The 24,355-nt window shown below is 36.8% G+C and carries 21 protein-coding genes and 1 riboswitch; of the genes, 8 read left to right on the top strand and 13 right to left on the bottom strand.

Annotated features, from left to right (window positions below; genetic code table 11):
* Positions 1-87 precede the first annotated feature (87 nt).
* The 5 genes from IE155_RS08995 to ilvG all read right to left on the bottom strand — a co-directional run bounded on the left by IE155_RS08995 (position 88) and on the right by ilvG (position 6,219).
* The gene (locus IE155_RS08995) at positions 88-636 is read right to left on the bottom strand and encodes a MarR family winged helix-turn-helix transcriptional regulator (protein ID WP_189377917.1); all 549 of its coding nucleotides are present in this window, start codon (positions 634-636) and stop codon (positions 88-90) included.
* 188 nt (positions 637-824) lie between these two features.
* A complete protein-coding gene (gene ilvA, locus IE155_RS08990; RefSeq protein ID WP_189377916.1) occupies positions 825-2,375 on the bottom strand; it encodes a threonine ammonia-lyase, biosynthetic in 1,551 nt (516 codons plus the stop codon).
* On the bottom strand, positions 2,368-4,230 hold the full coding sequence (gene ilvD, locus IE155_RS08985) for a dihydroxy-acid dehydratase (protein ID WP_189377915.1): 1,863 nt from the start codon (positions 4,228-4,230) through the stop codon (positions 2,368-2,370). Before ilvD ends, ilvA begins: the two co-directional genes overlap by 8 nt.
* A gap of 68 nt (positions 4,231-4,298) precedes the next feature.
* Positions 4,299-4,553 carry an acetolactate synthase 2 small subunit gene (ilvM, locus tag IE155_RS08980; protein ID WP_189377914.1) on the bottom strand — a complete coding sequence of 85 codons (255 nt, stop codon included), beginning with the start codon at positions 4,551-4,553 and terminating at the stop codon, positions 4,299-4,301.
* Between the two features lies 1 nt (position 4,554).
* A complete protein-coding gene (gene ilvG / locus IE155_RS08975) occupies positions 4,555-6,219 on the bottom strand; it encodes an acetolactate synthase 2 catalytic subunit (RefSeq protein WP_189377913.1) in 1,665 nt (554 codons plus the stop codon).
* Between the two features lie 483 nt (positions 6,220-6,702).
* Between ilvG and IE155_RS08970 the strand changes: the two genes are divergently transcribed.
* Positions 6,703-8,226 carry a YifB family Mg chelatase-like AAA ATPase gene (locus IE155_RS08970; RefSeq protein ID WP_189377912.1) on the top strand — a complete coding sequence of 508 codons (1,524 nt, stop codon included), beginning with the start codon at positions 6,703-6,705 and terminating at the stop codon, positions 8,224-8,226.
* Between the two features lie 5 nt (positions 8,227-8,231).
* Here the strand turns inward: IE155_RS08970 and ilvY are convergent, their stop codons facing one another.
* The gene (ilvY, locus tag IE155_RS08965) at positions 8,232-9,107 is read right to left on the bottom strand and encodes an HTH-type transcriptional activator IlvY (protein WP_189377911.1); all 876 of its coding nucleotides are present in this window, start codon (positions 9,105-9,107) and stop codon (positions 8,232-8,234) included.
* 171 nt (positions 9,108-9,278) lie between these two features.
* Here ilvY and ilvC point away from each other — a divergent pair, with 171 nt between their 5' ends.
* Complete coding sequence (gene ilvC / locus IE155_RS08960) at positions 9,279-10,754, top strand: ketol-acid reductoisomerase (RefSeq protein WP_189377910.1); 1,476 nt, start codon at positions 9,279-9,281, stop codon at positions 10,752-10,754.
* A 212-nt stretch (positions 10,755-10,966) separates the two neighbouring features.
* Positions 10,967-11,284, top strand: coding sequence for a pyrimidine/purine nucleoside phosphorylase (ppnP, locus tag IE155_RS08955; protein ID WP_189377909.1), 318 nt, complete (start codon positions 10,967-10,969; stop codon positions 11,282-11,284).
* A 59-nt stretch (positions 11,285-11,343) separates the two neighbouring features.
* Here ppnP and IE155_RS08950 read toward each other — a convergent pair whose 3' ends face one another.
* Together IE155_RS08950 and proB are read right to left on the bottom strand one after the other, a co-directional pair.
* Positions 11,344-12,594 (bottom strand): glutamate-5-semialdehyde dehydrogenase, encoded by a 1,251-nt coding sequence (locus IE155_RS08950; RefSeq protein WP_189377908.1) that lies wholly within the window; start codon positions 12,592-12,594, stop codon positions 11,344-11,346.
* Between the two features lie 25 nt (positions 12,595-12,619).
* A complete protein-coding gene (proB, locus tag IE155_RS08945) occupies positions 12,620-13,714 on the bottom strand; it encodes a glutamate 5-kinase (protein ID WP_189377907.1) in 1,095 nt (364 codons plus the stop codon).
* 458 nt (positions 13,715-14,172) lie between these two features.
* On the opposite strand from proB, the gene yihG reads away from it, so the two are divergent.
* Positions 14,173-15,069 carry a 1-acylglycerol-3-phosphate O-acyltransferase, YihG family gene (gene yihG, locus IE155_RS08940; protein ID WP_189377906.1) on the top strand — a complete coding sequence of 299 codons (897 nt, stop codon included), beginning with the start codon at positions 14,173-14,175 and terminating at the stop codon, positions 15,067-15,069.
* Between the two features lie 8 nt (positions 15,070-15,077).
* Positions 15,078-16,322, top strand: coding sequence for a mechanosensitive ion channel family protein (locus tag IE155_RS08935; RefSeq protein ID WP_189377905.1), 1,245 nt, complete (start codon positions 15,078-15,080; stop codon positions 16,320-16,322).
* A 15-nt stretch (positions 16,323-16,337) separates the two neighbouring features.
* On the opposite strand, the gene tesB is transcribed toward IE155_RS08935, so the two are convergent.
* Positions 16,338-17,195, bottom strand: coding sequence for an acyl-CoA thioesterase II (tesB, locus tag IE155_RS08930; protein ID WP_189377904.1), 858 nt, complete (start codon positions 17,193-17,195; stop codon positions 16,338-16,340).
* Between the two features lie 190 nt (positions 17,196-17,385).
* Between tesB and IE155_RS08925 the strand changes: the two genes are divergently transcribed.
* Positions 17,386-17,640, top strand: coding sequence for a hypothetical protein (locus tag IE155_RS08925; protein WP_229817170.1), 255 nt, complete (start codon positions 17,386-17,388; stop codon positions 17,638-17,640).
* A 110-nt stretch (positions 17,641-17,750) separates the two neighbouring features.
* Here IE155_RS08925 and IE155_RS08920 read toward each other — a convergent pair whose 3' ends face one another.
* Positions 17,751-19,601 carry a tetratricopeptide repeat protein gene (locus tag IE155_RS08920; protein ID WP_189377903.1) on the bottom strand — a complete coding sequence of 617 codons (1,851 nt, stop codon included), beginning with the start codon at positions 19,599-19,601 and terminating at the stop codon, positions 17,751-17,753.
* A gap of 161 nt (positions 19,602-19,762) precedes the next feature.
* Positions 19,763-19,845, top strand: a riboswitch (cyclic di-GMP riboswitch).
* 253 nt (positions 19,846-20,098) lie between these two features.
* Here IE155_RS08920 and IE155_RS08915 point away from each other — a divergent pair.
* Positions 20,099-21,112 carry a GGDEF domain-containing protein gene (locus tag IE155_RS08915; RefSeq protein WP_189377902.1) on the top strand — a complete coding sequence of 338 codons (1,014 nt, stop codon included), beginning with the start codon at positions 20,099-20,101 and terminating at the stop codon, positions 21,110-21,112.
* A gap of 17 nt (positions 21,113-21,129) precedes the next feature.
* Here the strand turns inward: IE155_RS08915 and IE155_RS08910 are convergent, their stop codons facing one another.
* Together IE155_RS08910 and IE155_RS08905 are read right to left on the bottom strand one after the other, a co-directional pair.
* Positions 21,130-21,582: a 2-thiouracil desulfurase family protein gene (locus IE155_RS08910; protein ID WP_189377901.1), complete on the bottom strand. Its 453-nt coding sequence runs from the start codon at positions 21,580-21,582 to the stop codon at positions 21,130-21,132.
* On the bottom strand, positions 21,579-21,920 hold the full coding sequence (locus IE155_RS08905; protein ID WP_189377900.1) for a DUF3630 family protein: 342 nt from the start codon (positions 21,918-21,920) through the stop codon (positions 21,579-21,581). The genes IE155_RS08910 and IE155_RS08905 overlap by 4 nt, the downstream gene beginning before the upstream one ends.
* Positions 21,921-22,050: 130 nt before the next feature.
* Between IE155_RS08905 and IE155_RS08900 the strand changes: the two genes are divergently transcribed.
* The gene (locus tag IE155_RS08900) at positions 22,051-22,350 is read left to right on the top strand and encodes a c-type cytochrome (protein ID WP_189377899.1); all 300 of its coding nucleotides are present in this window, start codon (positions 22,051-22,053) and stop codon (positions 22,348-22,350) included.
* A gap of 66 nt (positions 22,351-22,416) precedes the next feature.
* Here IE155_RS08900 and recQ read toward each other — a convergent pair whose 3' ends face one another.
* The gene (recQ, locus tag IE155_RS08895) at positions 22,417-24,240 is read right to left on the bottom strand and encodes a DNA helicase RecQ (protein ID WP_189377898.1); all 1,824 of its coding nucleotides are present in this window, start codon (positions 24,238-24,240) and stop codon (positions 22,417-22,419) included.
* Between the last annotated feature and the right edge of the window lie 115 nt (positions 24,241-24,355).

The following is a 24,355-nucleotide window of genomic DNA, read 5'->3' as shown; positions in this document are numbered from 1 at the left end:
TTCATGTGCTTTTCTTATTTTTAATTCACAATAAATTAACATAAAGCGAAATGCAAAATTATAATTAACTAATGTGAGAGCAATGCGCTAATTTAAATGGGCTCGACAAATTTGTAATGATTCAGCAGAGGTCAGTGCTTCGTCAAAATGAGAGCAATACCCAGAGTCACTCATTTTAAAGTGGCAACAAGTAAAACATTGCCCAAACGATTGGCTATTTCCATTGTCATGTATTTGATGATAAATGGAATCTAAGCTTCTAATTAACGCTTTTTCGTTGGTTTTACTGAGATTTGTTAATGCAGCTTGAAGTTTTGAATGCTCAGTCAATTGCGCAAGGATATGCTTGCCGACGGTTGTTACTTTGATGTGTAATACCCGTTTATCATCTGGGCTTACTGTTTTATGGATTAGGGCTTTACGCTCCAATACTTTTATGGATTGAGAAATAGTGCCTTTGGTATGACCTAAGTATTCAGACACCGAAATGGCATTATCTGAATGTTTATTTGCCATTGATAAATAAAGCAAAGCGTCAAGTTGAACAGGTTGTAAGCCAAATTCAGCTAGGGCTTTACGTTTTTCATTGATGAGTGTGTTAGTTAAACGGTCAATTAATAAATATAAGTCTCTCATGTAAAACTCCAGCTTAAGGGTGTTGATCACGCTTGAAGTAGTTTTAATCGAAGAGTAATCACCCCTAGTTTCGGCTCAAAACGAAACCAGTTTATTTTATAACTTTAGCTGAATTTTAGGATTTTTGAAGTTTTGCTCAAAAAACGTGCAGAACAGGTGTTTTGCACATTTTTAGGATTCTTTAAATGTTATTTCAAAAACGCTTGATAGGCCTGATTTTCAGTCTCTTCTTGCCAATCATAACCTAAGTCATGAAGATGATTAAAAAAGTCAGCCTGATTAGCATCTGTGACCTCAAAACCAGCAAGCACTTGTCCAAAAGCGGCACCATGATTACGGTAATGAAACAAAGTAATGTTCCAATGTTCGCCTAAGGTATCAAGAAACGTTTCCAATGCTCCAGGGTATTCAGGAAATTGAAAACGAAAAATGCGTTCTTGCAATGGCAACGCATGCTGGCCACCAATCATATAGCGAACATGTAATTTAGCGAGCTCGTTATCAGTAAAATCATCTACTTGATAATTTTGTTGTTCAAGTAAATGAGTAAGTTTTGTTCTTTCTTCTACCCCTGCGACGCGAACACCAACAAAAATATTGGCTTGATTATTATCACTATCGCGTTTATCAACAAAGCGGTAATTAAATTCAGTGATCACGCGTCCTTCAAGGGCATGACAAAAACGTCTGAAACTGCCTTTTTCTTCAGGAATAGTGACCGCTAATACCGCTTCTTTTTGCTCACCTAATTCACAACGTTCTGAGACATAACGCAATGTATGAAAATTCATGTTGGCACCAGACAATATTGCAACTAATGATTCATTTCCATTGCTGGTTTTACAATATTTTTGTAGGCCAGCGAGAGAAAGCGCGCCTGCGGGTTCTGCAATAACACGTGTTTGCTCAAAAATGTCTTTGATTGATGCGCAGATTTCATCGGTAGTTACCGTGATCACTTCATCACAGTAACGTTCAATTAGATCAAAAGTATGCTGACCAATACGCTTAACAGCAACACCGTCTGCAAATAATCCCACTTGATCTAAATCTACTGGTTTACCGGCAGCAAGTGCTGCTTTTAAACAAGCGGAGTCTTCAGCTTCAACACCAATGACCTTTATTTCAGGTCGTAACTGCTTTAGATAAACAGCCATTCCTGCGAGTAAACCACCACCACCTACAGGAATAAAAACGACTTCGGTATTTGGCTGCTGTTGAAGTAGCTCTTTAGCAACGGTACCTTGACCAGCAATTACGTCTTCATCGTCGAAGGGATGAATGTACGTTTTATTTTCTTGTTCGGCATACGCCAATGAAGCAGACTGTGCTTCGTTAAAGCTTTTACCAACAAGACGAACATCAGCGCCAAAACGACGGACATTATCGACTTTAATATCTGGCGTTGTAATTGGCATCACAATCGTCGCTTTAATACCTAACTTGTGAGCCGCCAATGCCAAACCTTGAGCGTGATTGCCTGCGGAGGCTGCAATCACTCCATGTATACACTCAGCTTCAGATAAATTGGCGAGTTTATTATATGCACCACGTAATTTAAATGAATGAACTGGTTGCTGGTCTTCGCGCTTTAAATAAATTTGATTACCTAAGCGCGTCGATAATTTAGTTAATGGCGTTAACTCTGTTTCTAATGCTACATCATAGACTGGCGCAAGTAATATTCTGCGAAGATATTCAAGGCCAATACTTTGATTAACGACTTCTGATTCAGTCATCACTCTCACCATCAAGTAACTTGCGATTACGTACAGCACCTTTATCAGCACTTGTTGCTAACATGGCATAATTTTTCAACGCGTAACTAATTGGGCGAACACGAGATTCCGCTTTCCAAGCATCTTTGCCTTTCGCTTCCATATTTGCCCGACGTGCTGCTAACTCTTGTTCACTCACTTGTAATGTAATTTCACGAGTTGGAATGTCGATATGAATAATATCGCCTTGCTCAACTAGGGCGATAGTACCGCCACTTGCTGCTTCTGGAGAAACGTGACCAATTGATAAACCTGACGTACCACCTGAAAAACGACCATCGGTTAATAACGCACAGGCTTTACCTAAGCCCATTGATTTTAAATACGTGGTTGGATACAGCATTTCTTGCATACCTGGGCCACCTTTAGGGCCTTCGTAGCGAATAACAACCACTTCGCCAGCCACTACTTTACCATCTAAAATACCAGCTACTGCGGCATCTTGGCTTTCAAAAATATGCGCAGGGCCAGTAAACGTTAAATTATCGTCTGATACGCCTGCCGTTTTAACTACACAGCCATCAATAGCAATATTACCTTTTAATACAGCTAAACCACCTTCCAATGAGAAAGCATTGTCTATACTGCGGATACACCCATTTTCACGGTCATCATCTAAAGTATCCCAACGACAATCTTGGCTGAATGCTTTGGTGGTACGGATACCTGCAGGGCCTGCACGGTAGAACTTTTTAACGTCTTCGTCATCAGTTACTTTAATATCGTACTTTTCAATCACGTCAGCTAAAGTGGTGCCTAATACGTTTGGCACATCAGTATTTAATAAACCTGCACGTGATAACTCCCCTAAAATACCAATAACACCACCCGCACGGTGAACATCTTCCATGTGGTAATCTGGTGTTGATGGCGCCACTTTACATAGCTGTGGTACACGACGTGATAATTCATCCATATCAGCCATGGTGTAATCAACTTCAGCTTCTTGCGCTGTCGCTAATAAATGTAAGATAGTATTTGTTGAACCGCCCATTGCTATATCCAAACACATGGCATTATGCAATGCTTCTTTACTAGCGATATTACGTGGCAAAGCACTCTCATCATTATCTTGGTAGTAACGCTTAGTTAACTCAACAATTTGTTTACCCGCTTTTAAGAATAACTGTTCGCGATCAGCATGTGTTGCTAACATTGAACCATTACCCGGTAATGCTAAGCCTAACGCTTCTGCCAAGCAGTTCATTGAGTTAGCAGTAAACATACCCGAACATGAACCACAGGTAGGACATGCTGAACGTTCAACTTGGTCACTATCTGCGTCTGTTACTGTAGGATCAGCCCCTTTAATCATGGCATCTACTAAATCAAGCTTGATAATTTGGTCTGAAAGCTTAGTTTTACCTGCTTCCATTGGGCCGCCAGATACAAAAATAACCGGTATGTTTAAACGCATTGCTGCCATTAACATGCCTGGAGTAATTTTGTCACAGTTAGAAATACATACCATGGCATCAGCACAATGAGCATTAACCATATATTCAACTGAATCAGCAATTAGATCTCGCGATGGTAAGCTATAAAGCATACCTGAGTGCCCCATAGCAATACCGTCATCTACCGCAATGGTATTAAATTCTTTTGCAACGCCGCCAGCTTCCTCAATGGCTCCAGCAACAAGTTGTCCCATATCTTTTAAGTGCACATGACCCGGTACAAACTGAGTGAAAGAATTCACTACCGCAATAATCGGTTTGCCAAAATCCCCGTCCGTCATTCCAGTTGCGCGCCATAATGCTCGGGCACCAGCCATATTACGGCCTTGAGTTGAGGTTGCAGATCTTAATTTAGGCATGATTCTTTCCATTAACGTGTTGATTATTAGTTTACAGCCAACAATTATTGGCATTGTTTAATTTATAACTAAGCAGTACTTTGTTGTGTTTTACTATCTACTTTGACTTCTTTAATATCGATTAGCTTGTTAATTTGGTCGACCAATAGTTCAATTGGACGGTCACTACTGACCATTAACTCAATTGTGCCAATATGCGTTCCTGTATTAACTTTTGCATTTATACCGTTAATTAAAAAACCACGATAGCGTGTGACTTGCAAAATTCGCTCGAGTACTACTTGTTTATCATCTGCTAAGATAATTAATTGATAGTCATTCATCTTAGGTACTCTCCATCATTTTGTCATTTGCGGTTTCTGGTGGTACGAGCGGCCACACATTATCTTCGGCATTAATTTTTACTTGTAATAAATACGGGCCGTTGTGGTCGAGCATTTCTTCTATTGCAGCTGATACTTCATTTTTTAATGTAATTTGTTTGGCTTTAATGTCGAACGCGTTCGCTAACATGACAAAATCAGGATTATCAGATAAATCAGTTTCACTTAATCGACCACTAAAGAATAAGTCCTGCCATTGGCGTACCATGCCCAATTTTGAATTGTCTATTAAAACTATTTTCACAGGCAATTGAAAACGCTTAATTGTTGCTAGTTCTTGGATGTTCATCATTATAGAACCATCGCCAGAAACAGTAACAATACAATCGTTCGGCCGGCTAATTTGTGCACCTATAGCAGCAGGTAAACCAAAGCCCATAGTTCCCATACCGCCACTGGTTAAGAAATTGCTAGGATCTTGAAACGACATATGTTGTGCCGCCCACATTTGATGTTGCCCGACATCTGTTGTAACACAGCTATTTTTAGGCATTTTTTCACTAATTTCTTTCAATACGGCAGGAGCAAAAATAGTCTCATTGGGGTGATCATATTGCCAACCAAAATCATGTTTCATTTGGCGACATTTGTCTTGCCACGGTTTGATAGATAAAGGTACAGATAGTGCGGGTAAATTAACCTTTAAATCACCTAAAATGGCAGAATCTACAGCTCTACGCTTGTTAATTTCTGCGGTATCAATATCAAAATGAATGATTTTCGCATTAGGGGCAAATTCATTTAATTTTCCTGTTACTCGATCATCAAATCGTGCGCCAACTGCAATTAATAAATCGGATTCTTGTACGGCAAGGTTTGCGGCTTTTGTGCCATGCATTCCTAACATACCTAAGTAATTTTCATTATCAGGATCTAATGCGCCTAACCCCTTTAATGTTGAAACACTCGGCAAAGCGGTTGCTTTAACAAATTCTCGCAGTTCATCAACAGCGTTGGCCATACCTACACCACCACCAACATATAATACGGGTTGTTTTGCTTGGCTTAATAGGGCAATAGCTTTACCGACATTAGCAGGGGGAAGTTTAACTTTATTTTGTAAATTAACGGCATCATTAAGTACCGCATTAACAGTCGCTAATTGAATATCTTTTGGGATATCCACTAAAACTGGTCCTTGTCGACCTTCTAGGGCAATAGCAAACGCTTGATGTAAAACATTCTCAAGCTCATTAACATTAGTAACCTGAAAAGAATGTTTAGTACAAGCTAGTGATAAACCGAAAATATCAACTTCTTGGAAAGCATCAGAACCCATTGCCGCTGTAGCTACTTGGCCTGTGATTGCAATAATTGGTATTGAATCTGCCATAGCATCGGCTAAGCCGGTAATTAAGTTAGTTGCCCCTGGGCCAGATGTGGCTAGACATACGCCAACTTTACCTGAGGCTCTTGCGTAGCCTACAGCTGAAAACGCAGCGCCTTGTTCGTGGCGACATAAAAAATGCTCTACATCACTATCGTATAACGCATCATATATTGGCATAATTGCGCCGCCAGGATACCCAAAAACATGCTGAACCCCATGCTGTTGTAATACGTCAAATAATAACGAACCACCAGTTTGTTTCTTTTCGATTACCATAATCAATTGCACCATTCATTTTTAATTTATATTCACCTGCTTAAAAATGAATTAGTTGTTCCTTAATTTGAAAAATTTAAAAATTCACCATCTCAAAACGTACTTGAAACCCTAAAAGAAAAACCCCCGGTCCTTTCGAAGCGGGGGTTTATGTTTACGTTTAGCTTTTCTTAGCCCAATAAACATCCCCGCGATGATTTAATAATCACCACGATGAGAATGTTAATAATGACAGAGACTAAATGTTGCATATTTATTCACATTACCTGAAAAACTAATTAATTAGGTTGGCTTCTTATCAGCCTTATTAAATTAGTACCATAGCTCTAATATCAGACGCAAGTTTTTTTATTAGAGAATTTTTAAGGGCGTTAGTGAATTTAGTTATAACACCGGTTTTTAATTATGATGAAATATGAAACTCGCGCAATAAAAATATCTCAACTAAACTGAGTTTATGGATTTAAAATAAAATGGAATTGTATGTCTCTTGCCTGTGTATACAGTCGTGCTCGTGTGGGTTTAACTGCCCCTCTTGTTACCGTTGAAGTTCATTTGGCTAATGGCCTGCCTGCGTTTAATATTGTTGGTTTACCTGAAACGTCAGTGCGTGAAGCGAAAGATCGGGTGCGCAGCGCCATTATTAATTGTGGTTATGAATTTCCCGCAAAACGTATCACTATAAATCTAGCGCCAGCCGATTTACCCAAAGAAGGTGGACGTTTTGACCTTCCTATTGCCGTAGGGATTTTAGCCGCATCAGGGCAAATTCCAACAGAAGATCTTGCGCGCTATGAATTTTCTGGGGAGCTAGCTTTGTCTGGGGAGTTGCGTGAAGTGATAGGAGAAATTCCTATGGCAATGGCCTGTAGTGAAAGTGAACGAACTTTGATCCTCCCGCAAGACAATGCTGAACAGGCAAGCTGGGTAAAGTCAGCTAAAATTTATGCAATTTCACATCTAAGTGAATTATATCCGCATTTGTTGCACCAACAAATACTGCCTTTAGCAATGAATGTAAGTCAATTAGCACCTGAAGCTGAAAGTCAAAACGATATTGCAGATGTCATTGGGCAACCAATGGCCAAACGAGCCTTAGAGATTGCCGCGAGCGGCGCGCATAATCTACTGTTTATTGGTCCGCCGGGAACAGGAAAAACTATGCTAGCGAGCCGATTACCGGGTATTTTACCAAAGATGACTGAAACTCAAGCATTAGAAGTTGCGGCTATTCAATCTATTTGCCATCACAGTATTACTGTTAATTCTTGGCTTACACGCCCTTTTAGATCGCCACATCATACCGCATCATCGGCAGCACTCGTGGGAGGTGGTAGTCAACCTCAGCCTGGAGAGGTGTCCCTAGCTCATCACGGTGTATTATTTTTAGATGAATTACCTGAATTTGAAAGAAAAGTCCTTGATGTTTTAAGGGAACCACTTGAATCGGGTGAAGTGACTATTTCACGGGCTATGCACAAACAAACATTTCCAGCACAGTTTCAATTAGTTGCAGCAATGAATCCAAGTCCTACAGGGTTTTACAATGATAACCGTAGTACGCCAGAGCAAGTCTTACGTTACTTAAATCGATTATCAGGCCCATTTCTTGATCGCATTGATATTCAAATTGAAGTGACACGCTTACCAAGAGGTTCTTGGTCTAATAGCGATGGTAGAGGTGAAACCAGTGCTGAAATTCGTAAACGAGTTCAGCAGTGCGCAAGTATTCAACAGCAACGGCAAGGCAAAGCTAATGCTCATCTTTCAAGTGCAGAAATTCGCAAATATTGTCAATTAACAACAGACGATAATGAGTTTCTTGAATTAGCGGTTGAAAAGTTAGGCTTATCAACACGGGCCCATCATAAATTATTAAAAATAGCGCGTACCTTGGCGGATATGGAACAAAAGCAAGATATTGAAAACCATCACCTTGTTGAGGCGCTTTCCTATCGTGCAATGGATAGAATTTTGCGCCACCTAACTGAAGCTGTAGCGGTTTAATGGATTTATAGCGTAGCAAAAAAGGCCTTTACTAATGCTTGCTCTCGGCTTTGGTTTAGGCAGCAAATACCAAGATCAAACGGCTCAATTTCACCAACGCCGTTAACATATTGCACACGATCTTTCACCGGACTATTTTCAACAACCACTTTGGGCGAAATCGCAATACCACAACCTAACGCCACCATACTAACGAGTGCTTCGTTACCCGCAACGGTCGCGTAAATATTGGGTTTTCCTTGTTGCTTCTTTCTGAACCAATAATCAAAACGTTTGCGGGCTGCGCCATGTTCCGGAAGAATAAAGGGAATGTCAGACCATGGAATTATATCTGATTGTAATTGTTGTTGAACTCTACAAGGCATGGTTGGTGCAATGATGGCTAAAGGCAATGTTGCTATTTGATGAAAATAATACATTCTTGATAATTTTTCTGGCTTAGCAGCAATGGCTAAATCAACGATGCCGCTACTGACTTGTTCAAAAGCATCGGCTGCATCACCGGTTGATAATACAATCTCAACTAACGGATGTTGCTCGCGAAATCTATCGATTAGAGATGGTAAATGACTATATGCTGCAGTAACTGAGCAGTATAGATGTAACTTGCCTTGAAGCTGAGCTTGTTGCTGATTTAATGAAAGTTGTAATAGTTTCCACTGTTCAATTTGTTGTTCAGCGAATAATTGAAATTGTTTCCCTGCTTCGCTTAATGTGACTGTCCGGTTGTCTCTATGCAATAAATCACAACCCACTTGTTCTTCAAGTCGCTGAATAGCACGGCTAAGGGTAGATGGACTCACATGATACATCTCGGCGGTTTTAGCAAAGTGTAAACTTTTGGCTAAACTAACAAACATTTTTAATGATTTTAAATCCACACGATGCCTTAAATTTTTTATTATTGCAATATATGCAACATGGTGATGCAAATATATCATTTTAAGCAACAAAAGAAAAAAGATATGATGTTTTCATCGTCAGAAAATGCTGACATTAATAATTTTATCAAATTTACAATAAATACTCATATAAAGTATTTGGAGAACATCATGGCTAACTATTTTAATACATTAAGTTTGCGCGAAAAATTAGCGCAATTAGGCAAATGTCGTTTCATGAAGCGCGAAGAATTTGCTGATGGTTGTAATTTTATTAAAGATTGGAACATTGTAATCGTTGGTTGTGGTGCGCAAGGTCTAAACCAAGGTTTAAACATGCGAGATTCAGGTTTGAATATTTCTTATGCTTTACGTGACGCAGCTATTGCTGAAAAACGTCAATCTTATCAATGGGCAAGCGAAAACGGTTTTACTGTAGGTACTTACCAAGAGTTAATTCCTCAAGCTGATTTAGTTTTAAACCTTACCCCTGATAAACAACATACTTCTGCTGTTAGCGCCGTTATGCCATTGATGAAGCAAGGTGCTACGTTATCGTATTCTCATGGTTTTAATATTGTTGAAGAAGGCATGCAAATACGCCCTGATATTACGGTGGTTATGGTTGCTCCTAAGTGTCCAGGTACTGAAGTTCGTGAAGAATATAAGCGTGGTTTTGGTGTACCAACGTTAATTGCTGTTCATCCTGAAAATGATCCACAAGGAAATGGTTTAGCTATTGCTAAAGCCTATGCCTCAGCAACCGGTGGTGATCGTGCTGGTGTACTTGAGTCATCATTTATTGCTGAAGTTAAGTCTGACTTAATGGGTGAACAAACCATTCTTTGCGGTATGTTACAAACAGCAGCTATTTTAGGACATAAGCAATTAATTGCCCAAGGTATGGATGCAGCATATGCCCGTAAACTTTTACAATATGGTATCGAAACTACGACTGAAGGCTTGAAGCACGGCGGTATCACTAACATGATGGATCGCTTATCAAACCCAGCTAAAATTAAAGCATTTGATATGTCGGAAGAATTAAAGGTTATTCTTCGTCCGCTTTTTGAAAAGCATATGGATGACATTATCGAAGGGCGTTTTTCTTCAACCATGATGGAAGATTGGAAAAATGATGATGCTAATTTATTAAAATGGCGTGCAGAAACTGCTGAAACGTCATTTGAACTAGCTCCTGACTGTGAAACAAAAATCACAGAGCAAGAATACTACGATAAAGGTATCTTTGTAGTCGCTATGGTGAAAGCGGGTGTAGAGCTTGCTTTTGAAGCAATGGTTGCTGCGGGTATTATTGAAGAATCAGCCTATTATGAATCGTTACATGAAACACCATTAATCGCTAACTGTATTGCACGTAACAAACTTTATGAAATGAATGTAGTTATTTCTGATACTGCGGAATATGGTAACTATTTATTTAGCCATGCTGCTGTTCCTTTATTAGAAGAATTTGCGAGTAAGTTAACACTTGAAGAGTTAGGCGAGGGCTTAAAAGAAACTTCAAATGGTGTCGATAATGTACGTTTAATTGAAGTAAATGAAGCAATTAGAAGCCACGGTGTTGAAATAATTGGTAAAGAATTACGTGGTTATATGACCGATATGAAAAAAATTGTTGAATAAAAATACATAGCGTTTTGCTCGCAACCCTTTACTAGTAAATTTGTTAATTAACTGATGATTTTAGTACAAGGTTAAAGGGCGGTATTGGAACCCTGAACCCAATACCGCTTTTTTATACATGGATGTATTTATCCTCACGAGCCACGGATGGTGTTAGTGAGGTTTTATGTACAGGATAATTTAGCTTTAACTAATTAAAAAATGAGGAATTTATGTCTCAGTTAAGCCAAGTAACATTAGAAATTGCCGCTAATGTTTATTTTGACGGTAAAGTGACCAGCAGAAAAGTAACATTAGCTGATGGTAGTGTTAAAACGTTAGGTATTATGATGCCCGGCGAATATGAATTTTCAACGGCTGAAAAAGAGCTTATGGAAATAACCGCTGGGGATATTGATATATTATTACCTGAAAACACTCAATGGCAAACGATTAAAGGTGGCGAACAGTTTTATGTTCCTGCCAACGCGAGCTTTAAAGTCAAAGCAAAAACGCTTACAGATTACTGTTGTTCTTATTTAACCGAATAACTTGTATTTTGTCGTTGATAAGTAATCCCCTAGAAGAATACTAGAGGATTACAAACCGATTAATCGCGAACTTGTCCATCACCATATACAACAAATTTTTCAGTGGTTAAAGAGCTTAGCCCCATTGGACCGTAGGCATGTAATTTACTGGTAGAAATACCTATTTCTGAGCCTAAACCTAATTGTCCGCCATCTGAAAATCTTGACGATGCATTAACCATGACTACCGATGAGTTAATCTGTTTGATAAACGCTTGAGTACGCGAGGTATCTTGACTAACTATTACTTCAGTATGATCAGAGGTAAACTCATTAATATGGTTGATCGCTGCGTCAAAACTCTCTACCACTTTAATCGCAATTTCTTGATTAAGATATTCCGCGTGGTAATCATCATTAGTCGCTAAAATTGCATTATCAAAGTAGTTGATACTCTGTTGACATGCATGTACTTTTACTTGTTTAGGTAACAATGCTTTAGCAGCTAAAGGTAAAAACTTATCAGCAAAACTCTGGTGAACCAATAAGGTTTCTAGTGAATTACAAGCGCTGGGACGCTGGGTTTTGCCATTGACTAAAATGTTAATCGCTTTGTCGAGATCAGCATATTTATCAATAAATAAATGACAAACCCCTTTAAAGTGTTGAATCACAGGGATTTGGCTATGCTCTGTTACATAGCGAATCAAGCCTTCACCACCTCTAGGAATGACTAGATCAATGCTTTCACGCTGTTTTAATAGCTTTTCAATTACTTCACGACTGGTATCTGGAATTACAGTCACCATATTGGGATCAAGGCCTTGATCTTTAATGACTTGATGTAAACATTCAGCCAATGCCAAATTACTGTGTATAGCTTCTGAGCCACCCCGTAAAATAACGGCATTACCTGATTTAATGCATAAAGCGGCTGATTCAGCAGTTACATTTGGGCGTGCTTCATAGATCATTGCAATAACACCTAATGGAATACGCATTTTACCCACTTGTAAACCATTAGGTCGTAATATTAAATTAGCGACTTCACCAATAGGGTCTGCCAGAGCAATAATTTCTTTTATTGCATGGGCAATGTCTGCGATCCGCTGCGGCGTTAAAAGTAATCGGTCAAGCATTGACTCAGATAAACCTTTTGCTTTACCAGCGTCGATATCTTTATTATTTGCTTTAAGAATAGCGTCACTATTATTTTCAATTGAAGAGGCTATTTTAAGTAGTAATTGATTTTTTTCATTAGTGTTAAGTTGAGCCACTTGCCGAGCTGCAATTCTTGCTTGTTTGGCACTCGTTTCAATATTAAATGTCATATTTACCTCTTATTGCTAAGTCGCTTTACATAATTACCATATCATCGCGGTGAACTACTACTTGACTGGGACAGCAGCCTAAAATTTCAGTTATCTGATCACTTTTTTGACCTTTAATACGCTCTAAATCGCGTGCACTATATTGTGAGATACCTTTAGCAATGACTCTGTTATTAATATTGTTAATAATTTCAATGGAATCACCGCTAGAAAAACTATTTGTGACTGAAACTATACCTGATGGTAATAGTGATGCTCCTTTATCGCAAACGGCAGAAGTAGCCCCTTGGTCAATAACAATTTTACCGTTACTTTTTAAGGTGTGCTTTAACCAATGTTTTCGGGCTTTATTCGCCGCTTGTTTTGCTAAAAATTGAGTGCCTGGGTTTTCACCTTTTAATAATTTTTCGAATACATTAGCACTACCGCCATTTACGATGAAAGTGGTTATGCCATTTTCTACTGCTTTTTCGGCTGCCTGTATTTTTGTTTTCATTCCCCCGGTTGCTATAGGGTTATTTGTGGTTCCAGCCATTGCATATACTTCGTCAGTAATCTCTTTAATTTCAGGAATTAGAATAGCATCACTGTGTTGTTTTGGATCTTTGTTATACACGCCATCGATGTCACTTAAAATAAATAAGCTATCGGCCTCACTTACTAAAGCAACAAGTGCAGCTAAATTATCGTTATCACCGACCTTCAGTTCGTCAGTTGCCACAGTATCGTTTTCATTAACGATGGGGATAACGCCATTTTCTAATAAAATTCTGAGCGTGTTCTTAATATTAATATAACGTTCACGATCTTTTAGGTCGCCATGAGTGATTAACAATTGGCTACAAGGCACATCAAAGAACCGTTGCCAGTTTGCCATCATTTGCATTTGGCCAACGGACGCCATTGCTTGTTTCATTGGGATAGAGGGAAGAGAACTATGTTGTATTAAATGACGTCCAGCGGCAACACTGCCTGAAGATACTAAAATAACTTCTTTGTTCACTTTATGGCATTCGGTAATAAAACGTGCAATAGCAAGTAAATACTTACCACTACAGCCATTATTGTCAGGTGCAACTAATGCACTACCTACTTTAATAACAACACGATTAAATTTCATTTGTTTATCCTCTAAATCGATATATTAAGCATGCACCTAAACGTGGGAAATAAGCAACTTACTTTTACCGTTTTTCTAGACTATATCGTTATTTTTACTTGCTTTCGGCAATAAAGAAATTAAATCCTTTTATTTGAGTAGTTAAATAAGAAGATTTATTGTCAGGTTTTATTATTAAATTTCAATAGATGTATTATCGAGCACTATTTAAATTGCTTTATAAGGTATATATCCACTAACTATGGGAACTTATTGTTAGATAAATATAAATTCTTTTTTAGCTTTTTAGCGATTAGCAAAGATTTTTCCCTTCAATCATCTAAATTACTCTATTAGCTTGAAAGTTTATTAATTCTTCAAGCGTAAGAGTAAACGACTAATACGCTTTTTAAACGAAGGTAACAATGATAAAATAATTTTACTCTGTTGCTATATTAACGAACTTTTTTAGACGTATTATGTTACATTTTTTACCTGCTTTCTTAATTGGCTTTTTGTCGTTTTGCTTTTACGCACTTAATACTTTTTTATGGTTAATTCCTATTATTGTTTTTTCAATTTTAAAGGCATTATTACCATTTAATACCACGCAAAAAGTATTTAGCTATTTACTTGATCATATGGCCAGTAATTGGGTGGCGATTAATACACTCAATCAAAAATTATTTACTAATTTATCAATAGATGTCTCTGGGCTTGAAGGAGTAAATCCTAAGCAATGGTATTTAGTGGTGTGTAATCATCAATCTTGGGTAGATATATTGATATTACAACGCGTCTTACATGGAAAAATTCCATTTTTAAAATTTTTCTTAAAAAAAGAATTAATTTTTGTCCCATTTCTAGGTATTGCGTGGTGGGCGCTCGATTTTCCATTTATGAAACGTTACAGCCAAAGTTTTATCAAGAAAAACCCACACTTGAAGGGAAAAGATATAGAAACCACAAAAAAAGCCTGTGCTAAATTTAAATATAAACCTGTGAGTGTGATGAATTTTATTGAAGGCACTCGTTTTACCGATGAAAAGCATCAAAAGCAGAATGCAGGCTTTAATAATTTATTAAAACCTAAAGCCGGTGGAATAGGTTTTGTACTTTCAACTATGGGTGAGAGTTTAAATAAAATTGTTAATGTCACTATATATTACCCTGAGGGCATGCCTAACTTTATCGACTTTTTATGTGGAAAAATTAAGAAGCTTAAAGTTGTTATTGAAATTAAAGACATTGAGCAAGATTTGCTTGGTGATTACGTAAATGATAGAAATTATAAAATTAGTTTTCAAAAGTGGGTTAATCAATTGTGGATTGAAAAAGATCAATTATTAGACCAATTAAAAAATAATAATCGTTAGGAAAAAACATGCTTGCAGTGATAACACAATGGTTAAGCGATAATGGAATATCTGATGTAAATCTTACATTGAGTGTAACGTTCGTTGGAAGTATCTGTATTTTTTTCTTATGTGCTGTTAGCTATTACTTAGCGAAGCATCAGGTGCTTAGATTAGTGCAAAAAGTAGTCATACATTCGAATAACACGTGGGATGATTTATTTTTTGAGCATGACGTATTTCAACGAATTGCATTAATGCTGCCTTACATAGTGTTACTGTTTTTAGTGCCTATTTTTACCCTTGAAGATACCTTATACCGCCAGTTTTTACTGACCATAGCTAAAATTGCAATTTGCTTTCAGGTTGCTCGGGCTATTTCTTCATTACTTAACGTTATAAAAAGTATTTATGAAAGGAAGGCTAGTGAACGCTACCTCCCCCTTAATTCAACATTGCAAGTAATTAAATTACTAGTGTATTTAGTGGCAACTATTTTATCTATTTCATACATACTTGATCGTTCTCCTTTCTATTTACTAAGTGGTATAGGTGCTTTAACAGCAGTATTATTACTTGTATTTCAAGATACTATTAAAGGTTTAGTGGCAAGCATTCAAATTTCAGCGAATAAAATGGTAGCGCCAGGTGATTGGATTGAAATACCACAATATGGTGCTGATGGTGATGTTCTTGAAATAGGACTTAGTACAGTAAAAGTTCAAAATTTTGATCGTACCGTTACCACTGTGCCCACTTATGCATTGATTAGTGGCTCATTTAAAAACTGGCGGGATATGTTTAACTCTGGTGGTAGACGAATTAAAAGAGCACTTCATATTGATATTTCAAGTATAGATTTTTATAACAAAGAACAATTAGAAGAACTTAAGAAAATTCGTTTACTAGCGCCATATTTAAAAGAGAAAACGCTTCAGCTTGAAAATCATGCAGAAAAATTTAATTTAGAAGACACTGACGTAAATAGCCGTCAACTTACTAACATAGGTACATTTAGGGCATATATTGAAGCTTATTTAAAACAACATGAAAAGGTGCATAAAAATATGACCTGCATGGTAAGACAATTACCCTCAACAGCCGCAGGCCTGCCGTTAGAGTTATATTTTTTTAGTAATGATCAAAACTGGGTCAACTATGAGAATATCCAAGCCGATATTTTTGACCATCTCTTTGCAATGGCTAAGGTATTTAATATACGCCTCTTTCAGCATCCTAGCGGTAAAGATTGGCAAACTTTTCGCCAATCATAACCATTAGTAAAAATATTAACGTTGACGCATAACTCCTTCTTGCATAGTACTGGCGACTAATTCACCAGTGCGTGTATATATTTGCCCGCGTACTAAGCCTCTGCCCCCCCCAGTAGTAGGACTTTCAATCACATACAATAACCAATCATCCATACGGAAAGGGCGATGAAACCACATAGAATGATCAATTGTTGCTAGCTGAAAATTAGGTTGCCAATAACTTACGCCATGTGTAAATAAAGCCGTTGGTAAAAAATGAAAATCAGAGGTATAAGCCAACATATAATTATGGACACGCAAATCATCTGGCATTTTTCCATTTGCTTTTATCCACATATGACAGATTGGAGCCATTTTTTCTGGTTTTATCCAGTTATATTGCTCTATCGGCCTTAACTCTATAGGTTTCTCTGCTAAAAATTTATCCCGAATTTCTTCAGGAATAAAATGTTGGTGCTCTACGATAAAGTCACGATATGAAGGCACTTCTTCAGGTGGTGGAACAATTGGCATAGTATTTTGATGCTCAAACCCTTCTTCTACGGCTTGAAATGATGCCGTTAAATAAAAAATTACTTTACCATTTTGAAGCGCTTTTACTCGCCGTGTATTAAAACTTTGACCATCACGGATATTTTCAACTTCATACACTACAGGCTTACTTGCATCACCAGGTCTGAGAAAGTACGAATGCAGAGAATGAACATAGCGGGTTGAGTCAACAGTTTCTTGGGCTGCAGACAATGCCTGTCCCATGACTTGGCCCCCAAATAATGCTCTAAAACCTAAGTCTTGGCTTTGTCCACGGTATAAGCCTTGTTCGATTGACTCTAACTTTAATAGGCTTAATAACTCATCTAATACTTGGCTCATAGTGCTCACCGTTAACTTTTTGAAATATGACAATAAAGATAATCAATGTTAACGTAAATTACGAACTGGTACTATCAGTATGATTTATTGTAACTTATTACGATAAAATAGTTGTAAAGCGATAAAAAGTAATATACTGTCCATTATTAATGGTTTTTTTGATTACTTCCTATAGAATACAGAGGTTTTTGTGCAAGCAATAATGGAAAGAGAAGTGTTATTAGAGAGAAGACACTACACTCCTGAGCAAGCGACGCTTTGGGACAAATTGTCTTTGGCTCAAAAATTTGCGGCGAGTAGTTTAACTCAGTTCGGCTATAATTTAGCGTTTATTCGTACAAGCACTACAGGTAGTTTAGCTGTTTTGCTTTGTGATCAAAACCCTGCAACTATTAGTGATGATGGTGAAATTAATACTAGCCCTGAAATAGTTATCCGCCCATAAAAAGTAGAGAAACAATTGATATATTGTTTCTCTAGTTCATTAATACCACTAAAATAATTCACCAAAATTTTTATTTTCACCTAATAAAATTGTTATAACACTCTTAGATTTTATTTTTTAAAGGTGGGCGTTTCTATGCTCGCTGATTCGCTTAGTCGCGATAAAAAGATGAAGGGGTCTATATCTTGGGGGCTAGGAGATTGACAGGAATAACTGTTTTTAACTGAAAAATCGCCTAAATTAGCAAAAAAACGAGTATTTATTGCATTTGAAAGTAAGTTTAATTTGGCCTGTAGACTTTCTTTACTTTGATGTGGTGATAAGAATAGATATTCACCCTCGTTAATTAATCCAACTTGATCAAACTCGCCAATATATTCATTAATTAATAGTGCGATTGTTTTAGTCACTTCTGCAACAACTTTCTTGTTAAAACTAAAAGTAAGTTCTTGCCAATTATCAATTGATAAATAACCAACAGATATGACATATTCGAATTTTCGTGCCTTTTTGAAGTTTAATTGATACATCTTTTTTGTTTGCGGCGGCGGAGCAATGTAATCAATAGGTCTTTCAATATCGTCATAGGCTTTATTTAATCGTTGATTTCGTTGACTCAAATATAAATAAAAAGAAGTAAATAAAAAAATAATGAGTAGCGCTAATAATAAATAAATTATCTTTTTAGTGTTTTGATATTTTTTAAAATAAGATTGACGTAAATCTGATTGGACAGCAACGTTTAACGCGATTTGCTTATTTTTTAAATCAAGAGAAATGTCTTTTTCACCTTGCGCCGTAACAGGCTTTTGATAATAGTGCTCTTTATAAAGTTGTAGCTGCTTTTTCAGGGCTTCAAGTGCTTGTTGTTCTTTATTTTTTTCGCTATACATGTCAGCGAGTAATGTATAGAGATCCAGTTGATCGTAACTTATTTCAATTTTTTGAGCTAACTGCTCTGCTCGTTTAAGTGCTATATAAGAGGCTGGTTTATCGTCAATGGCAGAGTATGCTTTAGCTAAGTTTATTAGAGCCGTTAAATAAGGAGCGCCAAAACTTTCGTTTTTTAGTCGAGATTCTGCTTTTTGTAAATGTTCGATGGCTTGTGCATAATCTTTTTGCAGCAATAACACTTGGCCTAAGCCTAAATTAGCAAAGGCGATACGAATGGGTAACTTATTTTTAGTTGCTTGCTGCTTAGCTTGATAAAAGCCGCTATAAGCATCATTTAATCGGGCTAATTTTAAATTTGTTGTTGCAAGATAATAATAGCTTCGATCAATACCATCTATTTTATTGGATTCAAAACGTAATTTTATTGCTTTATTATATAGTGTTTTTGCGGTGTTATAGTCTTGTTGGTATAAAAGCGCTAAAGCAAGTATCTCAATAACTTCAAGGTGATTATTAAATTGATTATTATCTGCCAATAATTGAGATACTTCTTGTAATTCTTGGTGTGCCGCAGAATTGTTAGCGATTAAAGCATTTGACATGGCGCTATAGCTTAACGCGACAAGCAATGATTTTACTGAAGTGATATGTCTTGATAGTTTTACTGCTTCTTGAGCGAACTCATGAACTTGATGAAAATGACCTTCTACATAATAGCCAGCGGCTAACTTTAGTAATAAATTAACTCTAAGAACGTTATTAATACCAACAACACCTAATCCATCTTGAGCAAATTGTATTGATTTTCCTAAGTCGCCCTTATTATCCGCAGTGTCAGACAATAATATAAACATTTTTGCGATGGTATTAGCACTATAGTAGTGACGTTGTTTGATAACCTTATTAGCCAGGGTTATTACTTCGTCAGCAGGAAGTATTTCTTTTTCCATTGCAAAAAAAGCATCAATCTTTTTAATGTTTTCAGTAATCGCAAGTTCTTGAGCTATAGTATGACCACTTAAGAAAATACAAATGAAGACAACTAAATATAATGCACGTCGTTTCACCAAAGCCCTCATCTATAGAAATGTCCTAACACCGCAGAAATTATAATATCTAAACAGTATAACCATACCAAGAGTATTTTGTCGGAATTAAGTGTTAAAGATGATTATCTATAGGTTTACAAGGATTTTTTTTTCCTTATAATGGCTTTTGAGCTACTAAGGCTCGAAAAGGGCAAATCTAATGAAAATTAGAGACGCAAAGTTACCGGCCTACGGATTACTCTATGGCAGCGGAACTACCGAATTTAGATATAGTGGGGGCTTATCTGAAAACTGTATTCAGTTGTTTGTACCTGCGGTAACTTTTGCGCGCCACCTTTTTCTGTTTTTTGTTAAGAAAATCTATATAGCATTCGCTAAAACCATTAATTTACGCCATTTTTAATAAATTCCTTCACTTATTTTGTATTTTCTATAGATGTTTTCATGCTTTTCCTAGAGAATATGAAAATAATAAATTTTTCGTAATTTGAAATGTTGTATATGAAGGGTGAATTGTGAAGAATCATGATTCTATTACACAAGCGGATCAAAAACTTGCACTAGCAATTAAACAATTGCAGAAATGGTGTTTGCCTGCGACCCCAATAAACTATGCTGTGAGTTATGAGTACATTAATGATAAAAATGCGACTTTAACAGCACTTATCAACCAGCAATTATCTTCAGAAAAACCACTCGATAACTTTTTTCTTGACGAAGTCTACCGACAGATTTTATTGGGGGGAGATCAATTTCGAGATGAGATAATTAGTGATATTGACAATGTTATTGAGCAAGTCAAAATTAGCAGTAAAAAGTCATCACAACAGGCAGAGCAATTTATTACTGATGTTGATAAGCATTCCGAAAGCCTTTATTCACAAGATCATCAGCAAATTAAACAAGCTCTCTTAAGCATACATAAAGCATCAAGAAACTTTAAACTACAGCAAGAAAAGCTTAACTTACAATTACAGCAATCGAAAGTGCAAACTGTTACTTTGAAAAATGAGTTACAAGAAATTCGTAAAGAAATTTATTTAGATCCTTTGACAGGCTTATATAACCGAAAAGCACTAAATAAGCACATTGAAGATTGGATAAAACAAGATCCCAAGAAAAACTTAGCTGCAATAGTCATTAATGTAGATCAACTGCAACAGGTTACTGAAAAATTTGGTGGCCTAATTAGTGATGTTTTATTAGCTAAAATAGCTAATAAAGTGACTAGTTATGTTGGTGAAAGTGGGTTGCCAGTTCGTTCTTCTGGAGATGAATTTACGATTTTATTACCTGAAATAGACAGTTTAGCTGCATCTGAAATAGCCGAAAAAATACGTCAAGGTGTTGAGCGATTAAGGTTTGTTAGCAGTAAAACTGGTATAAGGTTGCCCAAGATGACAATTTCTCTTGCTGTTAATACCTTTGATTTAACTAAAAATGTGCATAGTGCTATTAACCAGACTCGAGCACTAATAACTAAAATGCAACAGAGCTCACAATATAATCAAATTGCTGTTGCTAGTTAAAATTAAATTAGCTTAGTTCAGTTCAATAAATGATTTAACTCATCTATCTGGTGTTCAGAAAATACCTGAATACCATTTTCCTCTAATAACGCGGCAGTAACTCCCATACCTGATATTTTTGAGTTGGAGAATGTGCCGTCATAAATAGTATGGCTACCACATGAGGGACTAGATTCTTTTAATAGCGCATAGCGAATTTCATATTTTTGACATAAAAATAACGCTTTTTCGGCGCCAAGTAGAAATTGATGACCTACGTTTATACCTTTTTGGGTTATAACACGCGAATCGGGCTGTATTTCCGCGGGCTCTCTTGGAATCGTAAGCCCTCCTGCGACTTCTGGGCATATGCTAATAATTCGACCTTGTTGCTGCCACTTATTTAGCATAACGTGATGTTGTTGCTGACTATTACCATCATATCTAACCTTTTCACCGAGCAAACAGGCACTGACTAAAATTTTTTTCATGGTAGATCCTGTAAAAGTTGAGATTTTATTTCTTGAAATAGTATGCTGAAAATGTCTTTATGTGACGTAGCATAAGCATCAATCCAGATAGATTCACATATACATTCAATGTTTAAAATAAATTCATTGTTCTGGTAGCTGAAGCGTAAGCTATGCCTGTCTGCACCATCAATTGTTTCAATTAAATGTAAGTTTGTTAACAACTGAAAAAATGAACGAGTAAATATAATTATTTCCTCGCTCTGCCAGGTGAAATTGACAATCTGAAAGTCAATTATTTCGTAGGTATCATCTAAAACAATACGTTTAATAACATTTTTTAGGTAATTATGGGACATCTAAAGCACATTTTTATGATCAATAGCAAAGTTATGCGTATAATACAAAAAAAGCAACGACAGCTTTGGTCTTTTTACATATAATCCATTAAGACTAAATCTATTATTAACCATGAAAGAGAGATAAATTATGAAAAAATTTACTTTAGCTATTGCAGCTACTGTGATGATTGCATCTCCTGCATTTGCTGGCGATGTTGCGGCAGGTAAAGCTAAAGCGGCAACATGTGTTGCTTGTCACGGTGCAGAAGGTATATCTGCAATTCCTATGTATCCTAATTTAGCCGGTCAAAAAGAAGCTTATCTTGTTAAGCAATTAAAAGACTTTAAATCTGGTGCCCGTAAAGATCCTGTGATGTCAGCAATGGCAATGCCATTATCTGATGAAGATATTGTTAATATCTCAGCATATTACGCAAGTAAAAAATAAATTTAGTTATATTTGAATATTAGCGCTCTTACTTGGGCGCTTTTTTGTATGTGCTTTTTCAAAGCACTAGTTATTTAAGTGTAAGTGTTCTTGAATGACGTCGATAAATGGCTTTCCATAGCGTGTAAGTTTGGTATCACCAACACCACTTATCATTAAAAATTGTTGTGCGTTTAACGGCTTGATACTCGCTAGTTCAGCTAATGTTGCATCGTTAAATACAATATAAGGGGCAATATCTTCAGCATCGGCAATCATTTTTCGTAATTCTCGTAGTTTACTAAATAATTTCCTATCGTAATTATTTCTGTGTTGTTTATTCTGTTGCCAATAACTGGCTTTTTGTAGCCTTGGAGCAGCTAACATTAATACACTTTCGCCTTTTAGTACGTTACGAGAGGCTTGAGTTAAACAAAGCATTGATTGGCTAGCAATATCTTGTTGTAAATAACCTAAATGGATTAATTGTCTAATTATTGCGTGCCAATAACCGGGGGTTTTATCTCGCCCTATGCCGAAAGTCGATACTTTTTCATGATCACTGGCTATTACTTGTTTGTTTACTTCACCACGTATGACTTGAATAAGATAATCAATATTACCTTGCTGTCCAATACGATAGACACATGATAGAACTTTTTGAGCGGCAAGTGTTCCATCAAAAAGAGTGGGGGGATCCAAACAAATATCACAGTTTCCACAGGATTTTTCGGTATATTCAGCAAAGTAATTTAGTACAACTTGTCGTCGACAAGTTTGCGCATCAATAAACCCTTGCATTGTTTGGAAACGCTGCATTTCTACATCAACACGTTGTTCATCATCATTGTCATTGATACGTTTTATAATTCGTTGCACATCTTTATCATCATAAAGAAAAAGTGCCTCTGCGGCTAAACCGTCTCGGCCGGCACGACCAATCTCTTGGTAATAAGATTCTAAGGTCCGCGGTGGTTCAAAATGAATTACATACCTAACGTTTAACTTATTAATTCCTAAGCCAAATGCTATTGTCGCTACTACAACTTGAATATTATCTTTGGCAAAGTTTTCCTGTACATTGTTACGTATTTCACTTTCTAAACCCGCATGATACGCCGCGCAGTTAATGCCTACCGAAGCAAGTGACTTAGCAACATTCTCAACTTGCCAACGGCTATTACAATAAATAATACCGCTTTGATTCCCTTGTTTTTTTATATAGCCGATAGTTTGTTGAATACCGTTATATTTATCTGCCATCGTTAAGCGAATATTAGGCCGGTCAAAACTATCGATATGGATATTAGGCTGATTTAACTGCAGTTGCGTTAAAATATCCTTTCGCGTTGTTACATCAGCAGTAGCTGTTAAAGCTAAAATAGGAATATGCGGAAATTGTTGCTTCAAACAATTTAATTGGGTGTATGCTGGTCGAAAGTCATGACCCCATTGGGAGATACAATGTGCTTCATCTATTGCAAACAAGCTGATCGGTAAGTTATGAAGACCCTCAATAAAATAGCGACTTTTGAGCCGTTCTGGTGCTAAATAAAGTAATTTAATTTCCGCATTGGCTAAACGTTGAAAGATAAGGTTAATTTCTTCGTTTGTTAAGCTTGAATTGATGTACGCTGCAGAAATTCCTTGCCTATTTAAGCTATCAACTTGATCTTTCATCAAAGATATTAGTGGAGAGATAACAATGGTGATACCAGGGAGTAATGCTGCGGGTAATTGGAAGCATAATGATTTCCCCCCCCCTGTAGGCATTAACACTAAACTGTCTTTACCTTCCATTACTTGCTCAATAATTTTTTCCTGACCAAAGCGAAAACTGGAATAGCCAAAAAAATGCTGTAAAGCATTTAATAGTGTTGAATGGTCAGATTTTATAGGAAGAGCAGACAATGATAATTTTCAGTTAATTGGTAATTCTGGGTATTTTACCTGAGAGCGACAGGGCGAAACAGTGATTTATTGTTAAATATGTGATTATTCCTATACACTAGAATTCTTAACTCAT

Origin of the sequence: Thalassotalea profundi (assembly GCF_014653195.1) — a bacterium.
Lineage (GTDB): Bacteria > Pseudomonadota > Gammaproteobacteria > Enterobacterales > Alteromonadaceae > Thalassotalea_B > Thalassotalea_B profundi.
Note: the sequence above shows the minus strand (reverse complement) of the source record. Positions and strands in the feature narration are given on the sequence as shown.